The following is a 19172-nucleotide window of genomic DNA, read 5'->3' as shown; positions in this document are numbered from 1 at the left end:
TAAATATTGTAAATTAAAAAAGACTGTAGGCAAACTCGAAATTTTTCGAGTTTGTCTACAGTCTGACCTGAGTCTAGAATAGACTCAGGTTTCTTCATATTTTTTATCTTTCCTTCGACTTTGTAGTAATAGCTGTGATGGTGCATTTTTTATTTGGTTCCATGCAGGTAATTTTATGGTGAAAATCGAAATAAGTATTATCAATAGTATATTTCAAGGAGTTATTTCATGAGAAACGAACAAGTGATGATGGACCTAATCCTGAATATTGCAAAAGGAGACGAACGAATTCGGGCTGTTTACATGAATGGTTCACGGACTAATTCAAATGTTCCTAAAGATATTTTTCAAGATTACGATATTGTATACGTAGTTACGAATACTCAATCTTTTATAGAAGATGAGAACTGGATTAACATGTTTGGTGAATTACTCATGTTACAGGAACCAGATAGGAATGACCAATTATGCAGCGCTAATCTAGATTTTAGTCGTTCTTATGGTTATTTAATGCTTTTTAAAGATGGAAATCGAATCGATCTTCACATTGAAACAAAAGAAAAAATGCTTGAAGAATATGGTAGTGATAAACTGACAGTACCTTTATTGGATAAAGATAATATCTTACCATCCATTCCTGCTCCAACAGATATTGATTATCAAGTCAAATCACCCACTGAAGCAATTTTTTATAGTAGTTGTAATGATTTTTGGTGGTGTTTACAAAATGTGGCCAAAGGGATTTGGAGAGACGAGTTACCCTATGCTAAACAAATGTTTGAAGTAGTTATTAGGCAACGCTTGGATGAAATGGTCGAATGGTGGATTGGGTGCAATACTGATTTTCAAGTTTCTGTTGGGAAGATGGGAAAGTATATTAAAAAATTTCTACCTAAATTCTATTGGCTGCAGTACGAAAAAACATATTCAGACCATAACTATGAGAACTTTTGGGATTCTATTTTTATCACTTGCCATTTATTTAGAACGTTAGCCTTAGAAGTTGCAGAAAAGCTATCGTTTACATATCCAATTGAGGATGATCGGAAAATGAGTGAGTATTTGATGCATGTGAGAAATTTACCGTCGGATGCAACAGAAATCTTTTAAAATTGGAAAGGGGTAATACCTTTTGTCAGAAACAATATATGATTTTGAAGACGTATTGAAAATGTTAGATTCGTTACTGCGTGAGCCAACCCATTTTTGGGATACTTTTTATACTGACAGAGAAAAAAGCATACCTTTCTTTGTGAACTCTCCTGACGAAAACTTAGTTTCATACTTTGATAGAAATTTCTTCACTGGAGGCAGAGTTTTGGAATTAGGATGTGGGCCAGGTCGAAACGCAATGTACTTTGCAGCAAAGGGATGTACCGTTGATGCTGTCGATTTATCTGAAGAATCGCTTAAGTGGGCCGAAGAACGTGCTACTGAAAGTAATTTACAAATACAGTACATACATAAAAATATTTTTGATTATGAGTTTGAAGAAGGAACTTACGATATTGTATATGATTCGGGTTGCTTTCACCATATTGCTCCTCATCGAAGGATATCATACATAAATTTAGTGAAAAAGGCATTAAAACCAAATGGCTTTTTTGCCCTTACTTGCTTTACCGAGGGCGGAGAATTTGGAGGGTCCGATATCTCCGACTGGGAGGTTTATCGATTACGGAGTCTAAAAGGTGGATTAGGCTACACCGATCAAAAATTAAAATCTATTTTTAGAGAGTTTAAAGATATTGAAATAAGAGAAATGAAGGTATTTGAACAGCCAAGTGAAGTTTTTGGTGTACCTGGACTTTTAACCGCATTATTTCAAAAACAGTAAGGTTTCGGGGTGTTTCCATTGATAAAGTTTTTTGAGTATAACTGGCAGGTAAGAGATGAATGGTTTGAATGGTGTAACGAGCTTTCATCTGATGATTTGGTAAAGGAGCGCACAGGTGGAGTAGGTAGTATTTTATATACATTATTTCATATTATTGATGTGGAATATAGTTGGTTAAGGGGAATTCGGGGAATGGACGATGTAATCGTTCAGTACACAGAATATAACAGTCTAGGTAAGGTTAAGCTCCTTTCTGACCAATACCGAAAAGAATTTAATAGTTTTTTAAAATCAGGTTTGGAAGAAATAAAAGACGAAAAAATAAAAGTCGCATGGGACAACGAGCTATATACAGTTGATGAAATCCTACATCATATCGTTGCACATGAAATACACCATATTGGGCAACTCTCAGTATGGGCTAGAGAATTAGGAAAAAGTCCTGTATCTGCAAACTTTATTGGCAGAAAGATAACATCTACTATGGATTTTTAGTTATTATTATGGAATGCTAAACGTTATGAATCCACCTTATTATCATAAATATAAGGTAATGAACTTAAGTTGAGGTATCTATAAAAATGAATGTTGGATTAAGAAACAATGCCGAAAGATGTTATCAACAGGCTGAGAAGAAAGCCGCTCAATATTTTCAAATACTGTACAAAGATGTCAATGACAAAAGTTATATTCCAACACTAACAAAAGACTTCAAAACTTGGAAGCATCAACATATTCATCGTTCGCCATTTCCCTTTCTGACAGGGGGGAAAAGACCTTCGGATACGAAGGATAATAATAGTTATATAAGATGGCTAAATTATACTGGGAAATTAAATCAATACCTGGACAGAAGTATTTCCTATATATTTATGAGAGATATGGGAAAAGACCTTAAAGCGCCTAATACTCAATCAAGGATTGATAACGTTGTTACTAGTTTGAAAGAACATTTGCTCAAAACAGTATCCAAAGATCAAAATGAAGAAATTGATATTTTTAGTACGGCAGGATTATACAGATGGGGCCAAAAGGAAGGTATTGAATCGACGATTATTTGGTTGTTGGAAAAATTAAAGACTGTATCTATGAATATACCAGAAGGAATGGACGGAACCCATGCTCAGAGGAAATTAATCAAAATCATTGCGGGCGTCATCATTAATGAGATTGAGGAAATGGAGGAGGACCTCTCTCCAGAAGTTCGTACTAATAAACTAGATACTGCCCTTCGACTTGGCTTTGCCTATGGTCTTACCTATCCATTTATCGATGACCTTTTGGATGCACAGATACTGACTGACAAAGAACAGCGTCAATATTCCGATATGATACGTACAACACTACTTACTGAAACTGTACCTGAACCAGGGAAGTGGACAGGGCAAAATAAGAATTTACTAGAATTTGTTCAATCGGAACTTTCAGAAGCCTTCCAGTACATTAAGAATCAGCAACCCGAAGAGAAGTTGCACTCTTTTTTTGAACAATCCTATGTCTTTTTTAAATCACAAGAAATTGACCGTGATAAAGTTCTTTCAAATGCAACGTATACGAATGAAGATTTATATATACCAATAATTATTAAATCATCCTCTTCACGTTTGATTGTTCGTTCTTTAATTAATGCTCCTGAAGATGAAGGTCATGACAAGCGGATTTTCTGTTATGGGATTTATAATCAACTTGCAGATGATTTTTCTGATATGTTTTCTGACATGGAGGACAGTGCTGTAACCCCATATACGTATTATTTAACACATCACAAGAAGCGAACCGACTTAGTAAACCCATATGAATTATATTGGACTGTCATTTCTTATCTGATTCATAACATATACAATTCTGATCCAAAAGCCTGTGAAATCATTTTAAATCGTGCAATTAATGGATTGAAACGATTTAAAAAGCGGGTAGGAAACAAGGTGTATGAAGAAATAATGGAGACATTCGCTTCGGGTAATCCAGCCTTTAATCATGTAGTTCAGAAAATGGTTCGAAAGGCGGAAGATGTCGATTTCTTTGATAAACTTTTACGAGATCACATGGTTACGAACATAAAAAATGAACAGAAAGAAAAAGAAGAATTTACTGAACTAGTTGAAGAAGTGCGCCCAAAGATAAATAACCTTTTATACATCCACCACCATAACAATGATGTTTCACCAGTAATAAACGCTGCAAATTATAGTCTAGATGGAGGCGGAAAAAGGCTGAGACCGATCGTAACTTGGATGATGGGTGTAAAAGAATATGGGTTAAAAGAAAGCACGATTGCTCCATTGCTGAAGTCATTAGAATATATGCATACGGCATCTTTAATCTATGATGATCTTCCATCACAGGATAATGCATCCTTTAGAAGAGGACAGGAAACGGTCCATCAAGTGTATAATACCGCCATTGCGGAATTAACTGGTCTCTTTCTGACTCAAAGGGCAACCTTCGAGCAAGCATCCCTTACTCAGTTTGATGCTGAAGTGGTACTCAAGTTAATTCAATACTCGACACAAAGTACGGAAGATATGTGCAAAGGGCAAGTGATGGATTTAAATTCCAAGGGCAAACAATTATCTCTTGAAGAATTAAATCTTATGTGTCATTTAAAAACAGGTAAAGGATTTGAGGCAGCTCTCATCATGCCTTCCATACTCTCGAAAGTGAACGAAAGAGAAATCGAAGCTTTAAAAAAGTTTGCATATCATGCTGGTATAGCCTTTCAAATAAAAGATGATTTACTAGATGTTGAAGGAGCAACCGTATTACTTGGTAAAATGGTTGGAAAGGACGCCATTAACAATCAATCAACTTTTGTCACCATCCTTGGTTTAGAGGGTGCTAAAAAAGAAATGTGGGAACATTACTGTAAGGCGCTGGAAGTTTTACAAGATATTCAACTAAAAACTAGTTTCTTAAAACAAATATTAAATTATTTTGTACATAGAGACCACTAACACGTAAGCCTGCCTTCGGATACTATATACGTATCAGAGACAGGTGTTTTTTAATTCCTAAAATTCTAGGTAAATAGCACATTTTAGAGGTACAAGTTGAAAGGCGTAAGCCTATGGAATAGGATGCTAGTAGCCTATGAATAAGGAGTGTATAAAAATATGTATTATTACGACCCAAACGGTCTACCACCATACCACAATGATTTAGATAATTACTACGAATATGAAAGACAGATGGGATCATTCTTCCCGCCATTTGGCGGAGGTTCGATGGGACCACCATTTGGACCACCAAGCCAAGGACCTGGAGGTGGGCCACCATTTGGTACACCCGGCCAAGGACAGGGAGGAGGACCACCAACTGCACCACCACCATCGTTTGTTCCAACGCAATCTCAACAAGCTCAAGCATTTGCAGTCGATCCAGGTAGCATCAGAGGATGTCTATTTAGATATACCTATGTATGGCTACGAGGGCCTGGGCAATTCTGGTTCTACCCAACATTTGTTGGCAGAAGATCCGTATCAGGGTATAGATGGAATGGCTATAGATGGTTATACTTTGGAATCAGCTTAAGACAAATCCAATCATTTACGTGTTTTTAACTTAGAATGGAGGAGAGTAGAGGAAAAACTATTGATTCTCTACTCTCCTCTTTTTAGTTAAAATAACTTCTTTACCATTACGATATGCGGTCCGATCGGTGGATAATCAAAAACTGCTCCATGCGACGTAAAACCTAACCTCTCATAATATCCCTGAACATTCGTTCTTCCCATACACCATAGAAGTTCAGTTTCGTTTTCTTTTAAAATACTTTCTGCATAATTTACTACTTCTCGTCCTGCACCTAGCTTTCGAAACTCCTCAACTGTGGCCATTGCCCTAAGACGATATTGCTTTGCACTTGAAAAATCTTGGTTCACCATAGCACAAAAGGATGCAATGCTTATTAATTCACCCTCAAAAAATGCCCCAATATGGAAACTGCCTTTTTGATAATCTGATTCATACATGCACGCTTCCATTGGCTGATGAGGCCGTAAGATGCTATGTCTTAATTCGTAAGTCATTTCAGGTTCAATTTTTATCACTTCTAGCATGTTTTTTCCTCCGCTTATTAAAAACTTTTGATAACTATTAATTCTTTTCTATTAGACAATCCCCTTCAAAATTTTGTAAATTTTTTGGTGTGTGAAGAAAAGGATATTTCCATTTTTTATAGAATGTATGTTTTAGAGGAGGTAAAGGTTATGACAAATGACATTCTGATAAACAATAAAAAGAGCTGGGACATTGTAGCACATCATTTTAATGGAAAAGATGCTCTTCCTAGTTATGGTCCATTTACACAAACAGAGGATGAACTGGGACTACTTGAGAATATATCACTTAGGAGAGTGCTTGATATTGGTTGCGGAAGTGGGCATTCATTAAAATATATGTCAGATAAAGGAGCAAGTGAAATATGGGGAGTAGATTTGTCAGTATCTCAAATAGCAACTGCGAATGAAACACTAAAAGGTTTGAATCCACACTTATATTGTGCTCCAATGGAGAAGGATGTTGGCATACCAAAGGAATATTTTGACTTAGTTTATTCTATTTATGCAATTGGTTGGTCGACAGATTTATCAGCAACTTTTAAATTAATCTATGACTATTTGCTATTTGGCGGTTATTTCCTATTTAGTTGGGATCATCCATTATATCCTCATTTAAAAAGTGAAGATGGCCGTATTTATCTAGACGGCTCATATCAGAATGAAGGAACAGTTACATACAATAACTTTAAAGGTGAAAATGCACCGATGGTTATTCCAACAAGAAAAATGAGCACATATATAAATGAATTAATAAAAGCAGGTTTTACAATAGAGCAGGTTATAGAAAGTGATACTCCATCGTCACTAACTTCAATTGAGGATGAGGTTTCAGATCGCTATTATTCGTTATACAAAGCACGAAAATTTCCAACAACGATGATCATAAAAGCTCGTAAACTATAAAAGGATGTGTAAAAAATGAATAAAACGGACCAAACTCCAATTAAAAACACAATGGGTGGGGTGTTCATTCACGTTACAGATTTAACAATATCAGTTGAATGGTACAGCAAGATATTAGGATTTGAACCAGATCTTAAAAGTGTTCAATCACCGGTTTATAACATTCCGATTAATGGAAGAACGGGTTTAACCTTAGATGACCATGCCTTTGACCCTGCTTTCATCCACAAACCATCGCCAAACCCGATCTTTAATTTTCTAGTTGACGACATTGACGTTGCTTATGATTTTATAAAATCACATGATATCGAAATCGTAAGGGAAATTGAAAGAGTGGGAGAGAACTTTGCCTGGTTTAATTTCAAAGACCCAGATGGAAACGTCATCATGGCTTGTATGTGTTAACAAAAAAATATAAATAGAGAGGCATTTCGTCAATTTTTCAAAGTATAAATACAAAATGATGAGGAGTACATATATGGGCTATGTTTCTAGATTAAGAAAATTTATCGGTACTCAACCTATCATAACAGTAGGAGCTACAATTCTTGTAATTAATGATAAAGGAGAGCTTCTTTTTCAGCATCGATCGGACACATTGGATTGGGGATTACCGGGTGGTTCTATGGAACTTGGGGAAACAATTGAAGAAGTTGCAATCCGTGAACTAAAAGAAGAAACAGGACTAATAGCAAATAATTTCAGTTTAATTGGTGTCTTTTCTGGCCCCCGATATTATTTTCGTTATCCAAATGGGGATGAAACTTACAGTGTAATTAACTTATTTCATGCTATAAACGTTAGCGGTAATCTAGAAATGAACGATGGAGAAAGTATAAATCTAGAGTTTTTTACCAAAGACACCCTTCCAAACAATATTGAAAAACGAGCGAAGGCATTGATTGAGGAAATAGGGGAACGATTGTGGAAATTGGAGAGTTCGTATTAATAAAGGATAATAAAAAAATGCCCAGAATTTATCTGGGCATTTCACTATTATTCGTAAAGTCCTTCTAATTCTGCAACTAATTCCCCAACATAAGCAACTGCTTTGCGGATTGCATCTGGTTGAGACATATCAACACCAGCATATTTCATTAATTCTAGTGGCTTCATTGTACCACCAGCTTTTAATACTTCAATCCAACGATCAACTACAGGTTGACCTTCTTCTTTGATTAACTGGGCTACAGCAGTAGAAGCAGTTAATCCAGCAGAGTACGTATATGGATATAGTCCCATGTAATAATGTGGCTGACGCATCCATGTTAAGCTTGCTGCATCATCAATTTCAACCGCATCTCCCCAGAATGATTTTAAAACTTCACCTTTAATACCACTTAAGGCAGGGGCTGTAATTGGTTTACCCGCTTCAGCTAGTGCATAAACTCGACGTTGATATTCACCCTCAAGTAAATGAGTCACAAAGTTATGATAGTAAGTTCCTAGCAATTGAAGAATCACCCAACGCTTCATTCTCTTATCATCTGTTTTCGATAATAGATGTTCAGCTAAAAGCAACTCATTCATAGTTGATGGTGCTTCGATAAAGTAAGTGGATGGGCGAGTATTGCCAACTCGTTGATGTTCATTTGCATAGTAAAAATGACCCGCATGACCAAGTTCGTGAGCTAAAATAAAGGCACCACGCATTGTATCCGTCCAAGTAATTAAAATGTAAGGATGTGCACCATATGGACTAGAACAGAAGGCACCTGTTGATTTTCCAACGTTAGCAGGGAGGTCAACCCAACGCTCAGTAAGACCTTTTTCCATGATTGCACTATATTCAGGACCCATCACTTGTAAAGCCTCAAGAATGGTTTTTGAAGCTTCTTCATAGGTTGTTTTTGGATTGAAATCAGGATCCATTGGTGCTTTTAAATCACTAAAATGCATGTTGTCTATGCCGAGAACGCGTTGTTTCAGTTTCGCAAATTTTCTCATATGTGGAGCAAGTTCAGTTTGAATTATATCTAATTGATTATTGTACATATCAAGAGTAACCTGTTGTGGATCCAAGAGCATATGAGTAACAGATTCATAGTTACGTAATTTTGATAATGCCACTTGTTTTTTTACTTCTGTACCATAGGCAGCCGCAAACGTATTTTGGTACTTTTTCAATGTCTCAGAAAAAGTATTGAATGCATTTCGTCTAATTGTCGGATTTTCAGAAAGCTCGTAGCGATCTTCGAATAAAGCAAAGGAAAGGGGTAGTTCATTGCCTTCCTCATCATTAAATGAAGGGAATGTCATATCAGACGCTTTGCTTCGTTGATAAATCATATATGGTGCATCATGAACCTCACCAAGAGCAGCTAGCGCTTCTTCCGTTTCAGGCGAAAGGGTATGTGGCTTTTTTTCCAAAATGACGTTTAAGTTATTCTGAAATACTTCTAATTCTTTTTCTTCTTTTATGTATTGTTCAATTGTTCCATCCGGTAATGCAAGTGTTTCAGACTCAATAAATGATAGAGCTGCACCAATTGCTGAAAAAATAGACGAAACTCTTGCTGCATTTCCTTGATTCTCAGGGTTGGTCGCATCCTCATTGAATCGTAGACTCGCATATGTACCTAGTAAAACCATACGCTTTTGAAGTTCTTCTTTTGCAAGTAAACAATCTAAGAATGTTTTTGCATCATTTCCTAGTTGCCCTTTAAATTTTGTGACAGTTGATACATCAGACTCAATTGAAGCTAGTTCTTGTTCCCATGCTTCAACTGATTGAAACAAATCTTCCAGTTTCCAAGTTTGTTCAACAGGGACCTCAGCACGAGTTAATAGTTTTTCTTTAACCTTTGTCATAAATTTACCCCCTAAAATTATTTCGGCACTCTAAGTATTATTATATCTGAAATGAGGGGGGATTAAATAGTATTTTCATAAAGTTTTTATAAAAAATTAAAATACATCTGATTATTTAGTCAAAGCTCATACATTTTTACTATACCTACTAGAAATAATTACCACCTAAAGTCCCGTGGCAAATAAGTAACTAAGACTCATGACGATGAACTTATTAGAATGGTAATATATTAGTAATTAATTTGTTTAGTAGTCTAATTAATTATTTTTTTCACAAAAATGGAAGCGTATTCTGAAAGCGTTAACTAAATGAGGTTACAAAATCATTCCTTCTATTAACAATTCGATCAAGCAGGAAATGAGCTAGAGAATAAATACAAACCGCACAAAAAACGATTTGGGTGGGTTGTATTTTTCTATAAATCACACTATTTTTATGTGAAAACTTACATTTATTAGGGAGGAAGAAAAATGGCATCAGTATCAAGGCAAATCAGAAAGTCTTCAAAATTAAGGAAGAAACTTTTAGCAAGTACACTTGCACTCTCACTTGTAGCGCCTACAATTGGTTTTGCAGATGAGCAGGGGTACACAGGTAATGAGGGAGAAGCTACTCCGTATGACGGAAGAGGTGCAATCACAACCTATAAAGTTGAAAAAGCTGAAGGTCAACCAGAAATTGAAGTAGCAACTCAAGATAGAATACTAAAAATTAGCGATAAGTATTTTAGAGATGCAAATGGAGATCAAAGCTTAGATGTCTACGAAGACTGGAGAAAGCCAGTATCAGAACGTGTGGCTGATTTAATTAGTCAAATGAGTCTTGAGCAAAAGGCTGGATTGATGTATATCGCTACACATACTCCAGAAGCAGATCCAGCAGATGGAACTTTTGTAACACCTGAAAACAGTAAAATTGTTACTGATAAAAAATTGCGCCATGTTATTTATCGTTTGTCTCAAAACTTAGGAGATATTGCAAATTATAATAACCAAATGCAAAGATTAGCAGAAGATCTTGAGTTAGGTATTCCAGTTGTTATCACTTCAAATCCTAGAAACTCTGCATCAACGGATTATACAAATATCACCAATGCTCAAGATCAACACACATTCTGGCCTGGAACATTAGGTTTAGCCGCAGCGAGAGATGTAGAAGCTGTTGGTGAATTCGCCGATATTGCCCGTCAAGAATGGAGAGCAGCAGGTATTCGTAAAGTGTATGGATATATGGCCGATGTTGCAACTGATCCACTATGGGCAAGAATTGAAGAAACATTCGGGGAAGATCCAAAAGTTGTTGGAGATATGAACTATGAAATTATTAGAGGATTCCAAGGTGAAGAACTAGGAAAAGACAGTGTAGCGATCACAGTAAAACATTTCCCTGGTGGCGGAGCTCGTGATGATGGACAAGATCCTCACTTTGAAAACGGTAGCTTTAACATTTATCCGACAGAGGGAAGTATGGAAAAGTATCACATTCCTCCGTTCCAAAGAGCGATTGAAGCAGGAGTTTCATCTGTAATGCCTTATTATGCATATCCAAGTAATGATAGTTCTGACCAGGGGTTACCACCATATGTAAATCAAGAGGATCAGCAATTTGAAGAAGTGGGTATGACATTAAATGAAGGGATAATTCGTTACTTACGTGAAGGACTTGGTTTCAAAGGTTATGTTAACTCTGACTCAGGTGCAGTTGCAGGTAGTGCATGGGGATACAATGATAAAACAGCAGCAGAAAAAGTTGCAAAAGCTGTAAATGCTGGTACCAACATTATCTCAGGTAGTGCAACACCAGAGTACTTAATCGAGGCAGTTAACAATGGCCTTCTAGACATTGAAAAAGTAGACGAATCATTAACTTATACTCTTTCTGAAATGATGACATTGGGACTGTTTGAAGATCCTTATGTAAATCCTGAAGAAGCGATTGCTTTGGCCAACGATGAAGAACACAGAGCTTTAGCTTATGAAGCACATCAAAAATCAGTTGTTCTAATGCGTAATGATAAGGTGAAAGGTGAAAAACTATTGCCGTTATCAGAAGAGAAATTAGAAAATGTTAAGCTTTATGTTGAAGGATTTGTTGGAGTTGCAGCACCTAGAAGTAATGATAATCCTGAACAGTATGTAATTGAGGAATCTAAAAAACAATCTGAAGGATTTACTGCAGATTTAAAGCATACACTTAACGAAAAATTCCCTAACATTGAAATAGTTGATAGTGTAAAGGAAGCAACACATGCATATGTATATGTGAAACCAACTCAATCAAACTGGGATAATAACCCACGAATTACGGTTGGTCCAGAAACTGGAATATCTGATATAGACCGAATTGTTGAGATCCAAAAAGCGGTTCCAACTATCACTGCTGTAAACTTTACGAACCAATGGCTAATCAATAAGCTTGAACCAAAAGCAGCTGCATTTATTGGTACTTTTGGTACACAACAAGAAGCAGTATTTGACGTAATCACTGGAGAATTCAATCCGGTTGGTAAACTTCCATTCGCTATACCAGCTAGCGCGAAAGCAGTAGAGCGAGAAGTAGGAGATGTTCCAAGCTTTGCACCTGAAGAATATAAGCACTTCACTTATAAAACAAAAGCGGGTGTCAAATACGAATACGGATTTGGACTATCTTACGAACAAGAGAAATCTAATAATGGTAAAAAGAAATAATTAAAAGAGAGCCGGCCAAATTTTATGTTTGGTCGGCTCAAATACTATCTCCCTTATCCGACAAACAACCGTACCTAAACCTCACCGAAACCAACCTTTTTTCTTAAACCACACAAACATACCAATTCCAATTACAATCATAATTGCTTGAATTACGAAATACCCATATCTATATGTAAGTTCAGGCATATGACTAAAATTCATTCCATAGATGCCGGCAATAAACGTTAGTGGCATAAAGATTGTCGTTATAACAGTTAAGATGCGCATCACTTTATTGGTTTGATGCGAATTTAGCGACAAATAGCTATCGCGAATATCCGCAGTAAGCTCCCGGCTCGCATCTATTTTTTCCGTTAGACGTAAAAGGTGATCATGGATATCATGAAAATATTCAATTCGATGCTGCAATAGGTCAAGGCGATGTGAGTTAACGATTCGATAAACCAAATCCCGCATTGGTATCACCGTATGCCTTAAGGTAAGTAAATTATGACGCGTATCAAAAAGTTCATCAAGTAGCTCTTCCATCGATTTTTCATTAGAATTGTCTTCAATTTCATTTAAGGTATCTTCCAGTTGGTACACAACTGGAAAATAATTATCAACCAGCTTATCAATGATGTGATACAACACGAGAGAGGGGTCCCAGTTCTCAATCGTTTCAGTAACCATTAATCGATTCCACACATCATTTATTTCACCTAATTCTGATAAATGAAAGGTCACTATATATCCTTCACCTAGAAACATATTGATTTCTTCTTTTTCCAGTGTAAATCGATGAAGACTGTGTGAAACAAAGAACGTATTTTTTTCGTAAAAATCTAATTTAGGTCGTTGCAACACATGGATGCAGTCTTCAATAGCCAGTGGGTGAAATTGAAGTGTTTTAGATAATTCCTCAATTTCTATTTCAGTCGGACGGTTAAAATCAATCCAATACCATTTACAATCTGTGTTTTTTATTTCTGTAATCGGGATATCAGTTAGACGTTCGTTTTGATGACTAATTGCAAGAATGCGAATCATTAAATAACCTCATTTTTATTAATAAAATCATGTACGTAAAGTATTTTTATAAAAATATCATATAGCTTATTATTTCCAATTCCTGTAGTATAATGGAGTAATTCAAAGCTAAAAAGGGGAAGACAATAATGAAATCTAGACCATTTGTGTTAGTAAGTATTGTACTTGCGATGCTTATCAGTGCTATGGATACAACAATCCTCCAGACAACTGCCCCTACGATTGCAGAAACACTAGGTGGATATAAGTTTTATGGGTGGATGTTTGCCATATATGTTTTATTTTCTACTGTTTCCTTACCAATATTCGGGAAACTTGCCGATATTTATGGTAGGAAAAAAATTTTTAGTATTTCTATCATTCTATTTACAATCGGTTCATTACTTTGTGGATTAGCAGACTCGATGGTAGAACTAATCGTATACCGTGGAATCCAGGGCTTGGGGGCTGGTGGAGTATCACCATTAACCATGATTATTGCCGGTGACCTTTATTCGATCGAAAAACGCGGAAAAATTCAGGGGTTCTTCTCAGCCATGTGGGGAGTTGCTGCTGTCATTGCACCGCTTGTCGGGGGCTATTTCGTTGAGACACTTTCATGGCGGTGGATATTTTTTATTAATATTCCAATTGGAATCATTGTACTTTTATGTTTAATTCCTTACAAAGAAAGCATTACTAAGGATAAAAACCCACTTAATTATCTTAGCGCACTTCTTTTTACTGGAAGTATGCTTGCGTTTTTAATGAACACCATTACAACTGAAAATCTTGTAATCTACAATATAATTGGGATCCTCTTTTTAATTGCATTTTTATACGCCGAGAAAAAATCTGATAAACGATTCATCCCAATTGAAATATTGAAGAATAAGAATATTTCTTGGTTAAATATTAATGGTTTTTTAATCTTTTTAAGTATTTTTGCGTTTTCTAACTATGTACCATTGTTTATGCAGGAAGTTCAAGGGATTTCAATAACTGTTAGTGGACTTGTTCTATTCGGAATGAGTGTTGCCTGGATGCTTGCATCTGTTCCTTCAGGAAACCTCATCTTAAAATATGGATATCGAAAAACAATCTTTTTAGGGAACGGCCTTCTCATACTATCAGCAGTTCTTGCGCTTTTTATGAATAAAGACACAAGTTTCTGGTATATCTTTACGATTTTAACCATTCAAGGTTTTGCATTCGGTATAGTCGTTACGATTGGTACAATTGGATCACAGGAATTGGCAGAAGCTCATCAAAAGGGAATGTCAACAAGTCTTCAATTCTTTGCAAGAAACATTGGAACCACATTTGGAGCAAGTATCATGGGAATGCTTATTACAAGTCAAGTTGATGTAGGAAAGGGAATGCATCATTTGATTCTATATATGTTAATTACAGTCACTCTTGCAACTGCTATCAGCTTTTTTGTCAGCCAAAAATTATATTCTCACAAACTACAAAACTAATGATCAAATACGCATTGGCGTATTTGCGCCCGATTTTTTTCGAGCTTGCTCGAAAAGATTCATTTGAAAAATCGTGGCATCCGCCGGAGGCTTTAATTTTATTCAGCCGTTGTTTGAACTCTCACTTCAATGGATTACTAGTTTTTATTTTAACCTACTTATTAATATTGACTACTACTGAATAAAGTAAAACATCAAAGGCGGATGCTTTTGGTGTTTTTTTTCTATAATAATAATGGATTATATTGTATGATTAAAATAATTCGGAAATTGAAATAATTGTTCTGGTACATATTTTGGAGGCTCTTATGTTTAGAATACTATCTTATTTGAAACCCTATCGACTAGCCATTTCGATTGCTCTTGTTTTGACTTTTGTGGAACTCACGGTGGAACTCTTGCAACCGCTTTTAATCGCAAAAGTGATCGATGATGGTATCTTACAAAATGATCTTTCTGTTGTGATGAAGTGGGGAGGAATTATGGTCGGAATCTCGCTACTTGCTTTTATATCAGGTATTATAAATTCCTTTTTTGCTTCACATGCCAGTCAAAGTTTTGCTTTTGACATTCGGAAAGAATTGTTCGGGAAAATTCAATCCTTCTCCTTTGCAAATCTTCAAAAATTTGATACAGCAACATTAATTACGAGAATGACCAATGATGTCACCCAGTTACAAAATACTGTATTTATGAGTCTGCGCATCGCTATTCGGGCACCGATGCTCATCATTTTTGGAATGGTTATGGCTTTTATCGTTAATGCCAAGCTTGCGATGATGCTCATTATTACGACTCCTTTTTTAATTTTATTTCTTATTTTTGTCATGACGAAAGCGAGAAGGCTTTTTCAATCTGTTCAACAGAAGCTAGATACCGTCAATGGAGTGATGAGGGAAAATCTATCGGGAATGCGACTTATCAAAGCATTTGTACGATGGAAGCATGAAACCTCCCGTTTTTTACATGCCAATGAAGACTTAAAGGAGAAAACGATAAAATCGCTTCGCCTTATCGAATTGACAATGCCAGTACTTTTACTTTTGATGAACGCTAGCATCATTGCGATTCTATGGTTTGGGAGTATTGATGTGAGTAATGGAAATGTTCAAGTAGGGGAAGTTGTTGCGGTAATCAATTATACGACAAGGATTACGGGTGCACTTGGTGTTTTTTCATGGATTATCATGCATTTTTCACGGGCAAAAGCTTCATCAGAACGTGTCATTGATGTATTTGATACTGAGGTTGACTTAATAGAGTCAACAAAGAATGTCAAAAGTATTAAAAACCCGGAAGGTAGCATTGAATTTTCTCATGTTGATTTCAAGTATCCTGGAACAAACGTAAAGGTATTACAGGATATTTCTTTCTTAATAAAGCCAGGGGAAACAGTCTCAATCCTTGGGGCAACCGGTTCAGGTAAGACATCCTTATTTCAGTTAATTCCACGATTATACGATGTTATTCATGGAAGTGTGGTGATTGATGGGATAGATGTGAAGAATCGAAAACTTGATGAATTGAGAAAACAAATTGGCTATGTTCCTCAAGAGGCATTGTTGTTCACTGGAACAATCAAGGAGAACATCCGCTGGGGTAAACAAGATGCGACGATGGAAGAAATCATAGAAGCATCAAAGGTAGCCCAAATTCACGAAACCATTGAAAAGCTTCCATTACAATACGATACCATCATTGGTCAAAAAGGGGTTAACCTATCGGGAGGCCAAAAACAGCGGATTTCAATAGCAAGAGCACTTGTTCGTAGCCCTAAAATTCTGCTATTAGATGATAGTACAAGTGCATTAGATTTAAGAACAGAAGCCCAATTATTAACGGCATTAAAAGAATATACCTGTACAACATTGATCATTACATCCAAGATTTACACAGCCATGGCAACTGATACGATTTTACTGCTTGAAGACGGAAAATTACTTGCTACCGGAAACCATGAAGAGCTTTTTCAAACCTCAACCTTTTATCAAAAGGTCTATGAAACACAGTTTGGAAAGGGGGGACAAACTCATGTCAACGCGAATTAATCGACCTAAACAAAATGATGGGAGTAAGCCACAACAGGCTAAGGACAGAATTGGAACTGTCAAAAGAATTTGGTCCTATTTGGCGGTCAATCATAAGTTATTAATTGCGGTCCTAGCTATGGTAGTAGTGAGTTCAGGGCTTGGTCTCCTAGGGCCGTACTTGTTAGGAAGAGGAATTGACGAATATATCGTAACAAAAGACAATTATGGAATCCTCATTTTACTTCTTAGTTTAGGAATTGTGTATATTCTTCATTCCATTTCCCTGTGGTATCAAAACTATTGGATGGTAGGGATCGCTCAAAATACAGTCTTTTCTATGAGAACTGAGCTTTTCGAGCAATTACATCGGTTACCGATTCACTTTTTTGATAAACGCCAACATGGGGAACTGATGAGCCGAATTACAAATGACATTGAAAATGTAAGTTCGACGTTGAATACGTCTGTCATTCAAATCTTTTCAAGTCTACTTACATTGGTTGGTACTGTAGCGATAATGGTCTGGCTAAGCCCCCTGTTAACTTTGATTACGATGATGATCATCCCTATCATGTTTATCGGGATTAAGTGGATTACAAAACGAACAGGGAAGCTATTTAAGGAACAGCAGCGATATTTAGGGGAACTGAACGGTTATATCGAAGAGACGATTTCTGGTCAAAGAATTGTAAAGACCTTTTCACAAGAAGAAAAAGTAATCAATGAATTCTTAGAAAAGGGTGAAAAACTAAAGAAAGCAGGCTATTTTGCTCAAGCTTATTCTGGTTTTATCCCGAAACTTATGAACGTATTAAATAACCTAAGCTTTGCAATCATTGCCGGGATTGGTGGGATCCTTGCTTTAAATGGACATATCACCATTGGAACGATTGTCATTTTTGCAGAGTATTCGAGACAATTTACCCGCCCACTGAATGACTTAGCCAATCAATTCAATACATTGCTATCAGCTATTGCAGGTGCTGAACGTGTATTTGATATTTTAGATGAAGAAGTAGAGGCTAAGGACGAGACCTATGCGAAAAAAATGGATGTAGTTAATGGAAATGTCGAATTCAACCATGTCTCTTTCGCTTATGACAAGGGTGGCAATACAATTAAAGATGTATCATTTGAAGTAATGGCAGGAGAATCGGTTGCTTTTGTCGGCCCGACCGGTGCTGGGAAAACAACAATCATTAATTTATTATCGAGATTTTACGAACCGAACGAAGGTTCGATAAGGATTGATGGAGTGAATACCTCCTCTATGACAAGGGAAAGCCTTCGTCAAAATATGGGCTTTGTTCTTCAGGATGTTTATCTGTTCCAAGCCTCTATCATGGAAAATATTCGTTATGGAAAATTAGATGCAACAGACGAAGAGGTGATCGAAGCTGCAAAATTGGCAAATGCACACTCGTTTATCATGAAACTTCCAAAACTATATAACACGATTCTAAGCCAAGATGGTAGTGGCATTAGTCAAGGACAGAAGCAGCTACTTTCGATCGCAAGAGCAATTCTTGCAAGTCCTTCTATTCTTATCCTAGATGAAGCGACAAGTAGCATTGATACTGAAACAGAAATGAAAATTCAAGAAGCACTACAGAGATTAATGAAGGGGAAGACAAGCTTCATCATTGCCCACCGCTTAAATACGATTGAAAAAGCAGACCAAATTATTGTGTTAAAAGACGGTGAAATCATCGAAAAAGGAGATCATCTATCTCTTTTACAACAAAAAGGGTATTATCACAACCTATATCATAGTCAATTAGAGAATCAGGTTATCTGAATCACATTTTCACTGACCAAAAATTACCTTTTATATTCTATAGGGGATCATCAAAAAATAAACCTAAATAAGAATTAAGGGTGATGTTAAATCATGAGGCACTTTAAGGCGTTAGGAATCAAGTTTATCGTGATATCAATTGTACTTTTGTCCCTTTTTGGAATATTTAGAGGTGCTTCCTTTGGAGAGATACTACTCATGAGTATAATTGTCACGGGGCTAGCATACGTTGTTGGAGATTTATTTACGCTACCGAGAGCGGGTAATACCGTTGCTACTATTGCGGATTTCGGCTTATCTTTCTTTGCAATTTGGATATTGAGCTACATGTTTATGGATAATACATCAGGGTTAATCACAGCTTCTCTTGTTGCGGCAGGTGCAATTGCTCTCAGCGAAGTCCTGTTCCATGCTTATATGCAGAATAAGGTACTTGAAGGAGAGCCACAAGTAGAAAATAGAACGCAATTTAGACCAAATTTTCAAACTGAGTTTGCTGAAGAATATGATGAAGAAACAAAGGATATAAAAAAGAAATAAATGTATTTT

Annotated in this window: 16 protein-coding genes; 13 read left to right on the top strand and 3 right to left on the bottom strand. The window is 36.4% G+C overall.

All coding sequences use genetic code 11. The annotated features are described in order from the left end of the window. Nucleotides 1-228 precede the first annotated feature (228 nt). The 5 genes from ACFSFW_RS05895 to ACFSFW_RS05875 all read left to right on the top strand — a co-directional run bounded on the left by ACFSFW_RS05895 (nt 229) and on the right by ACFSFW_RS05875 (nt 5397). The gene (locus ACFSFW_RS05895) at nt 229-1110 is read left to right on the top strand and encodes an aminoglycoside 6-adenylyltransferase (protein WP_388036006.1); all 882 of its coding nucleotides are present in this window, start codon (nt 229-231) and stop codon (nt 1108-1110) included. A gap of 22 nt (nt 1111-1132) precedes the next feature. Further along, nucleotides 1133-1837 carry a class I SAM-dependent methyltransferase gene (locus ACFSFW_RS05890; protein ID WP_388036004.1) on the top strand — a complete coding sequence of 235 codons (705 nt, stop codon included), beginning with the start codon at nt 1133-1135 and terminating at the stop codon, nt 1835-1837. A gap of 18 nt (nt 1838-1855) precedes the next feature. Further along, nucleotides 1856-2332, top strand: a complete 477-nt coding sequence (locus ACFSFW_RS05885) for a DinB family protein (RefSeq protein WP_388036001.1) — start codon at nt 1856-1858, stop codon at nt 2330-2332. A gap of 86 nt (nt 2333-2418) precedes the next feature. Further along, nucleotides 2419-4791 carry a polyprenyl synthetase family protein gene (locus ACFSFW_RS05880; RefSeq protein ID WP_388035998.1) on the top strand — a complete coding sequence of 791 codons (2373 nt, stop codon included), beginning with the start codon at nt 2419-2421 and terminating at the stop codon, nt 4789-4791. Between the two features lie 159 nt (nt 4792-4950). Further along, entirely contained in the window at nt 4951-5397 is a 447-nt protein-coding gene (locus ACFSFW_RS05875) for a hypothetical protein (RefSeq protein ID WP_304214203.1), read from the top strand. 57 nt (nt 5398-5454) lie between these two features. Here the strand turns inward: ACFSFW_RS05875 and ACFSFW_RS05870 are convergent, their stop codons facing one another. Next, nucleotides 5455-5895 (bottom strand): GNAT family N-acetyltransferase, encoded by a 441-nt coding sequence (locus tag ACFSFW_RS05870; protein WP_304214201.1) that lies wholly within the window; start codon nt 5893-5895, stop codon nt 5455-5457. 150 nt (nt 5896-6045) lie between these two features. On the opposite strand from ACFSFW_RS05870, the gene ACFSFW_RS05865 reads away from it, so the two are divergent. The 3 genes from ACFSFW_RS05865 (at nt 6046) to ACFSFW_RS05855 (ending at nt 7750) form a co-directional block, all read left to right on the top strand. Beyond that, the gene (locus ACFSFW_RS05865) at nt 6046-6801 is read left to right on the top strand and encodes a class I SAM-dependent methyltransferase (RefSeq protein WP_388035993.1); all 756 of its coding nucleotides are present in this window, start codon (nt 6046-6048) and stop codon (nt 6799-6801) included. A 15-nt stretch (nt 6802-6816) separates the two neighbouring features. Next, a complete protein-coding gene (locus ACFSFW_RS05860; RefSeq protein ID WP_304214197.1) occupies nt 6817-7206 on the top strand; it encodes a VOC family protein in 390 nt (129 codons plus the stop codon). Nucleotides 7207-7279: 73 nt separating this feature from the next. Beyond that, the gene (locus ACFSFW_RS05855) at nt 7280-7750 is read left to right on the top strand and encodes an NUDIX hydrolase (RefSeq protein WP_388035990.1); all 471 of its coding nucleotides are present in this window, start codon (nt 7280-7282) and stop codon (nt 7748-7750) included. Between the two features lie 47 nt (nt 7751-7797). On the opposite strand, the gene pepF is transcribed toward ACFSFW_RS05855, so the two are convergent. Further along, nucleotides 7798-9612 carry an oligoendopeptidase F gene (pepF, locus tag ACFSFW_RS05850; RefSeq protein ID WP_304214195.1) on the bottom strand — a complete coding sequence of 605 codons (1815 nt, stop codon included), beginning with the start codon at nt 9610-9612 and terminating at the stop codon, nt 7798-7800. A 471-nt stretch (nt 9613-10083) separates the two neighbouring features. On the opposite strand from pepF, the gene ACFSFW_RS05845 reads away from it, so the two are divergent. Next, nucleotides 10084-12303, top strand: a complete 2220-nt coding sequence (locus ACFSFW_RS05845) for a glycoside hydrolase family 3 protein (protein ID WP_388035987.1) — start codon at nt 10084-10086, stop codon at nt 12301-12303. A gap of 81 nt (nt 12304-12384) precedes the next feature. Here the strand turns inward: ACFSFW_RS05845 and corA are convergent, their stop codons facing one another. Further along, nucleotides 12385-13335 (bottom strand): magnesium/cobalt transporter CorA, encoded by a 951-nt coding sequence (corA, locus tag ACFSFW_RS05840; RefSeq protein WP_304214192.1) that lies wholly within the window; start codon nt 13333-13335, stop codon nt 12385-12387. Nucleotides 13336-13463: 128 nt separating this feature from the next. Here corA and ACFSFW_RS05835 point away from each other — a divergent pair, with 128 nt between their 5' ends. The 4 genes from ACFSFW_RS05835 to ACFSFW_RS05820 all read left to right on the top strand — a co-directional run bounded on the left by ACFSFW_RS05835 (nt 13464) and on the right by ACFSFW_RS05820 (nt 19163). After that, nucleotides 13464-14795, top strand: a complete 1332-nt coding sequence (locus tag ACFSFW_RS05835; protein ID WP_304214191.1) for an MDR family MFS transporter — start codon at nt 13464-13466, stop codon at nt 14793-14795. A 308-nt stretch (nt 14796-15103) separates the two neighbouring features. After that, entirely contained in the window at nt 15104-16843 is a 1740-nt protein-coding gene (locus tag ACFSFW_RS05830) for an ABC transporter ATP-binding protein (protein ID WP_304214190.1), read from the top strand. Further along, nucleotides 16827-18623: an ABC transporter ATP-binding protein gene (locus tag ACFSFW_RS05825; protein ID WP_388035980.1), complete on the top strand. Its 1797-nt coding sequence runs from the start codon at nt 16827-16829 to the stop codon at nt 18621-18623. The genes ACFSFW_RS05830 and ACFSFW_RS05825 overlap by 17 nt, the downstream gene beginning before the upstream one ends. A 93-nt stretch (nt 18624-18716) precedes the next feature. Continuing rightward, nucleotides 18717-19163: a YndM family protein gene (locus ACFSFW_RS05820; RefSeq protein WP_304214188.1), complete on the top strand. Its 447-nt coding sequence runs from the start codon at nt 18717-18719 to the stop codon at nt 19161-19163. Nucleotides 19164-19172: the final 9 nt, after the last annotated feature.

The organism is Ferdinandcohnia salidurans (assembly GCF_042680725.1).
Taxonomy (GTDB): Bacteria; Bacillota; Bacilli; order Bacillales; family Bacillaceae_L; genus Ferdinandcohnia; species Ferdinandcohnia salidurans.
This window is presented reverse-complemented; position numbering and strand designations above follow the sequence as displayed.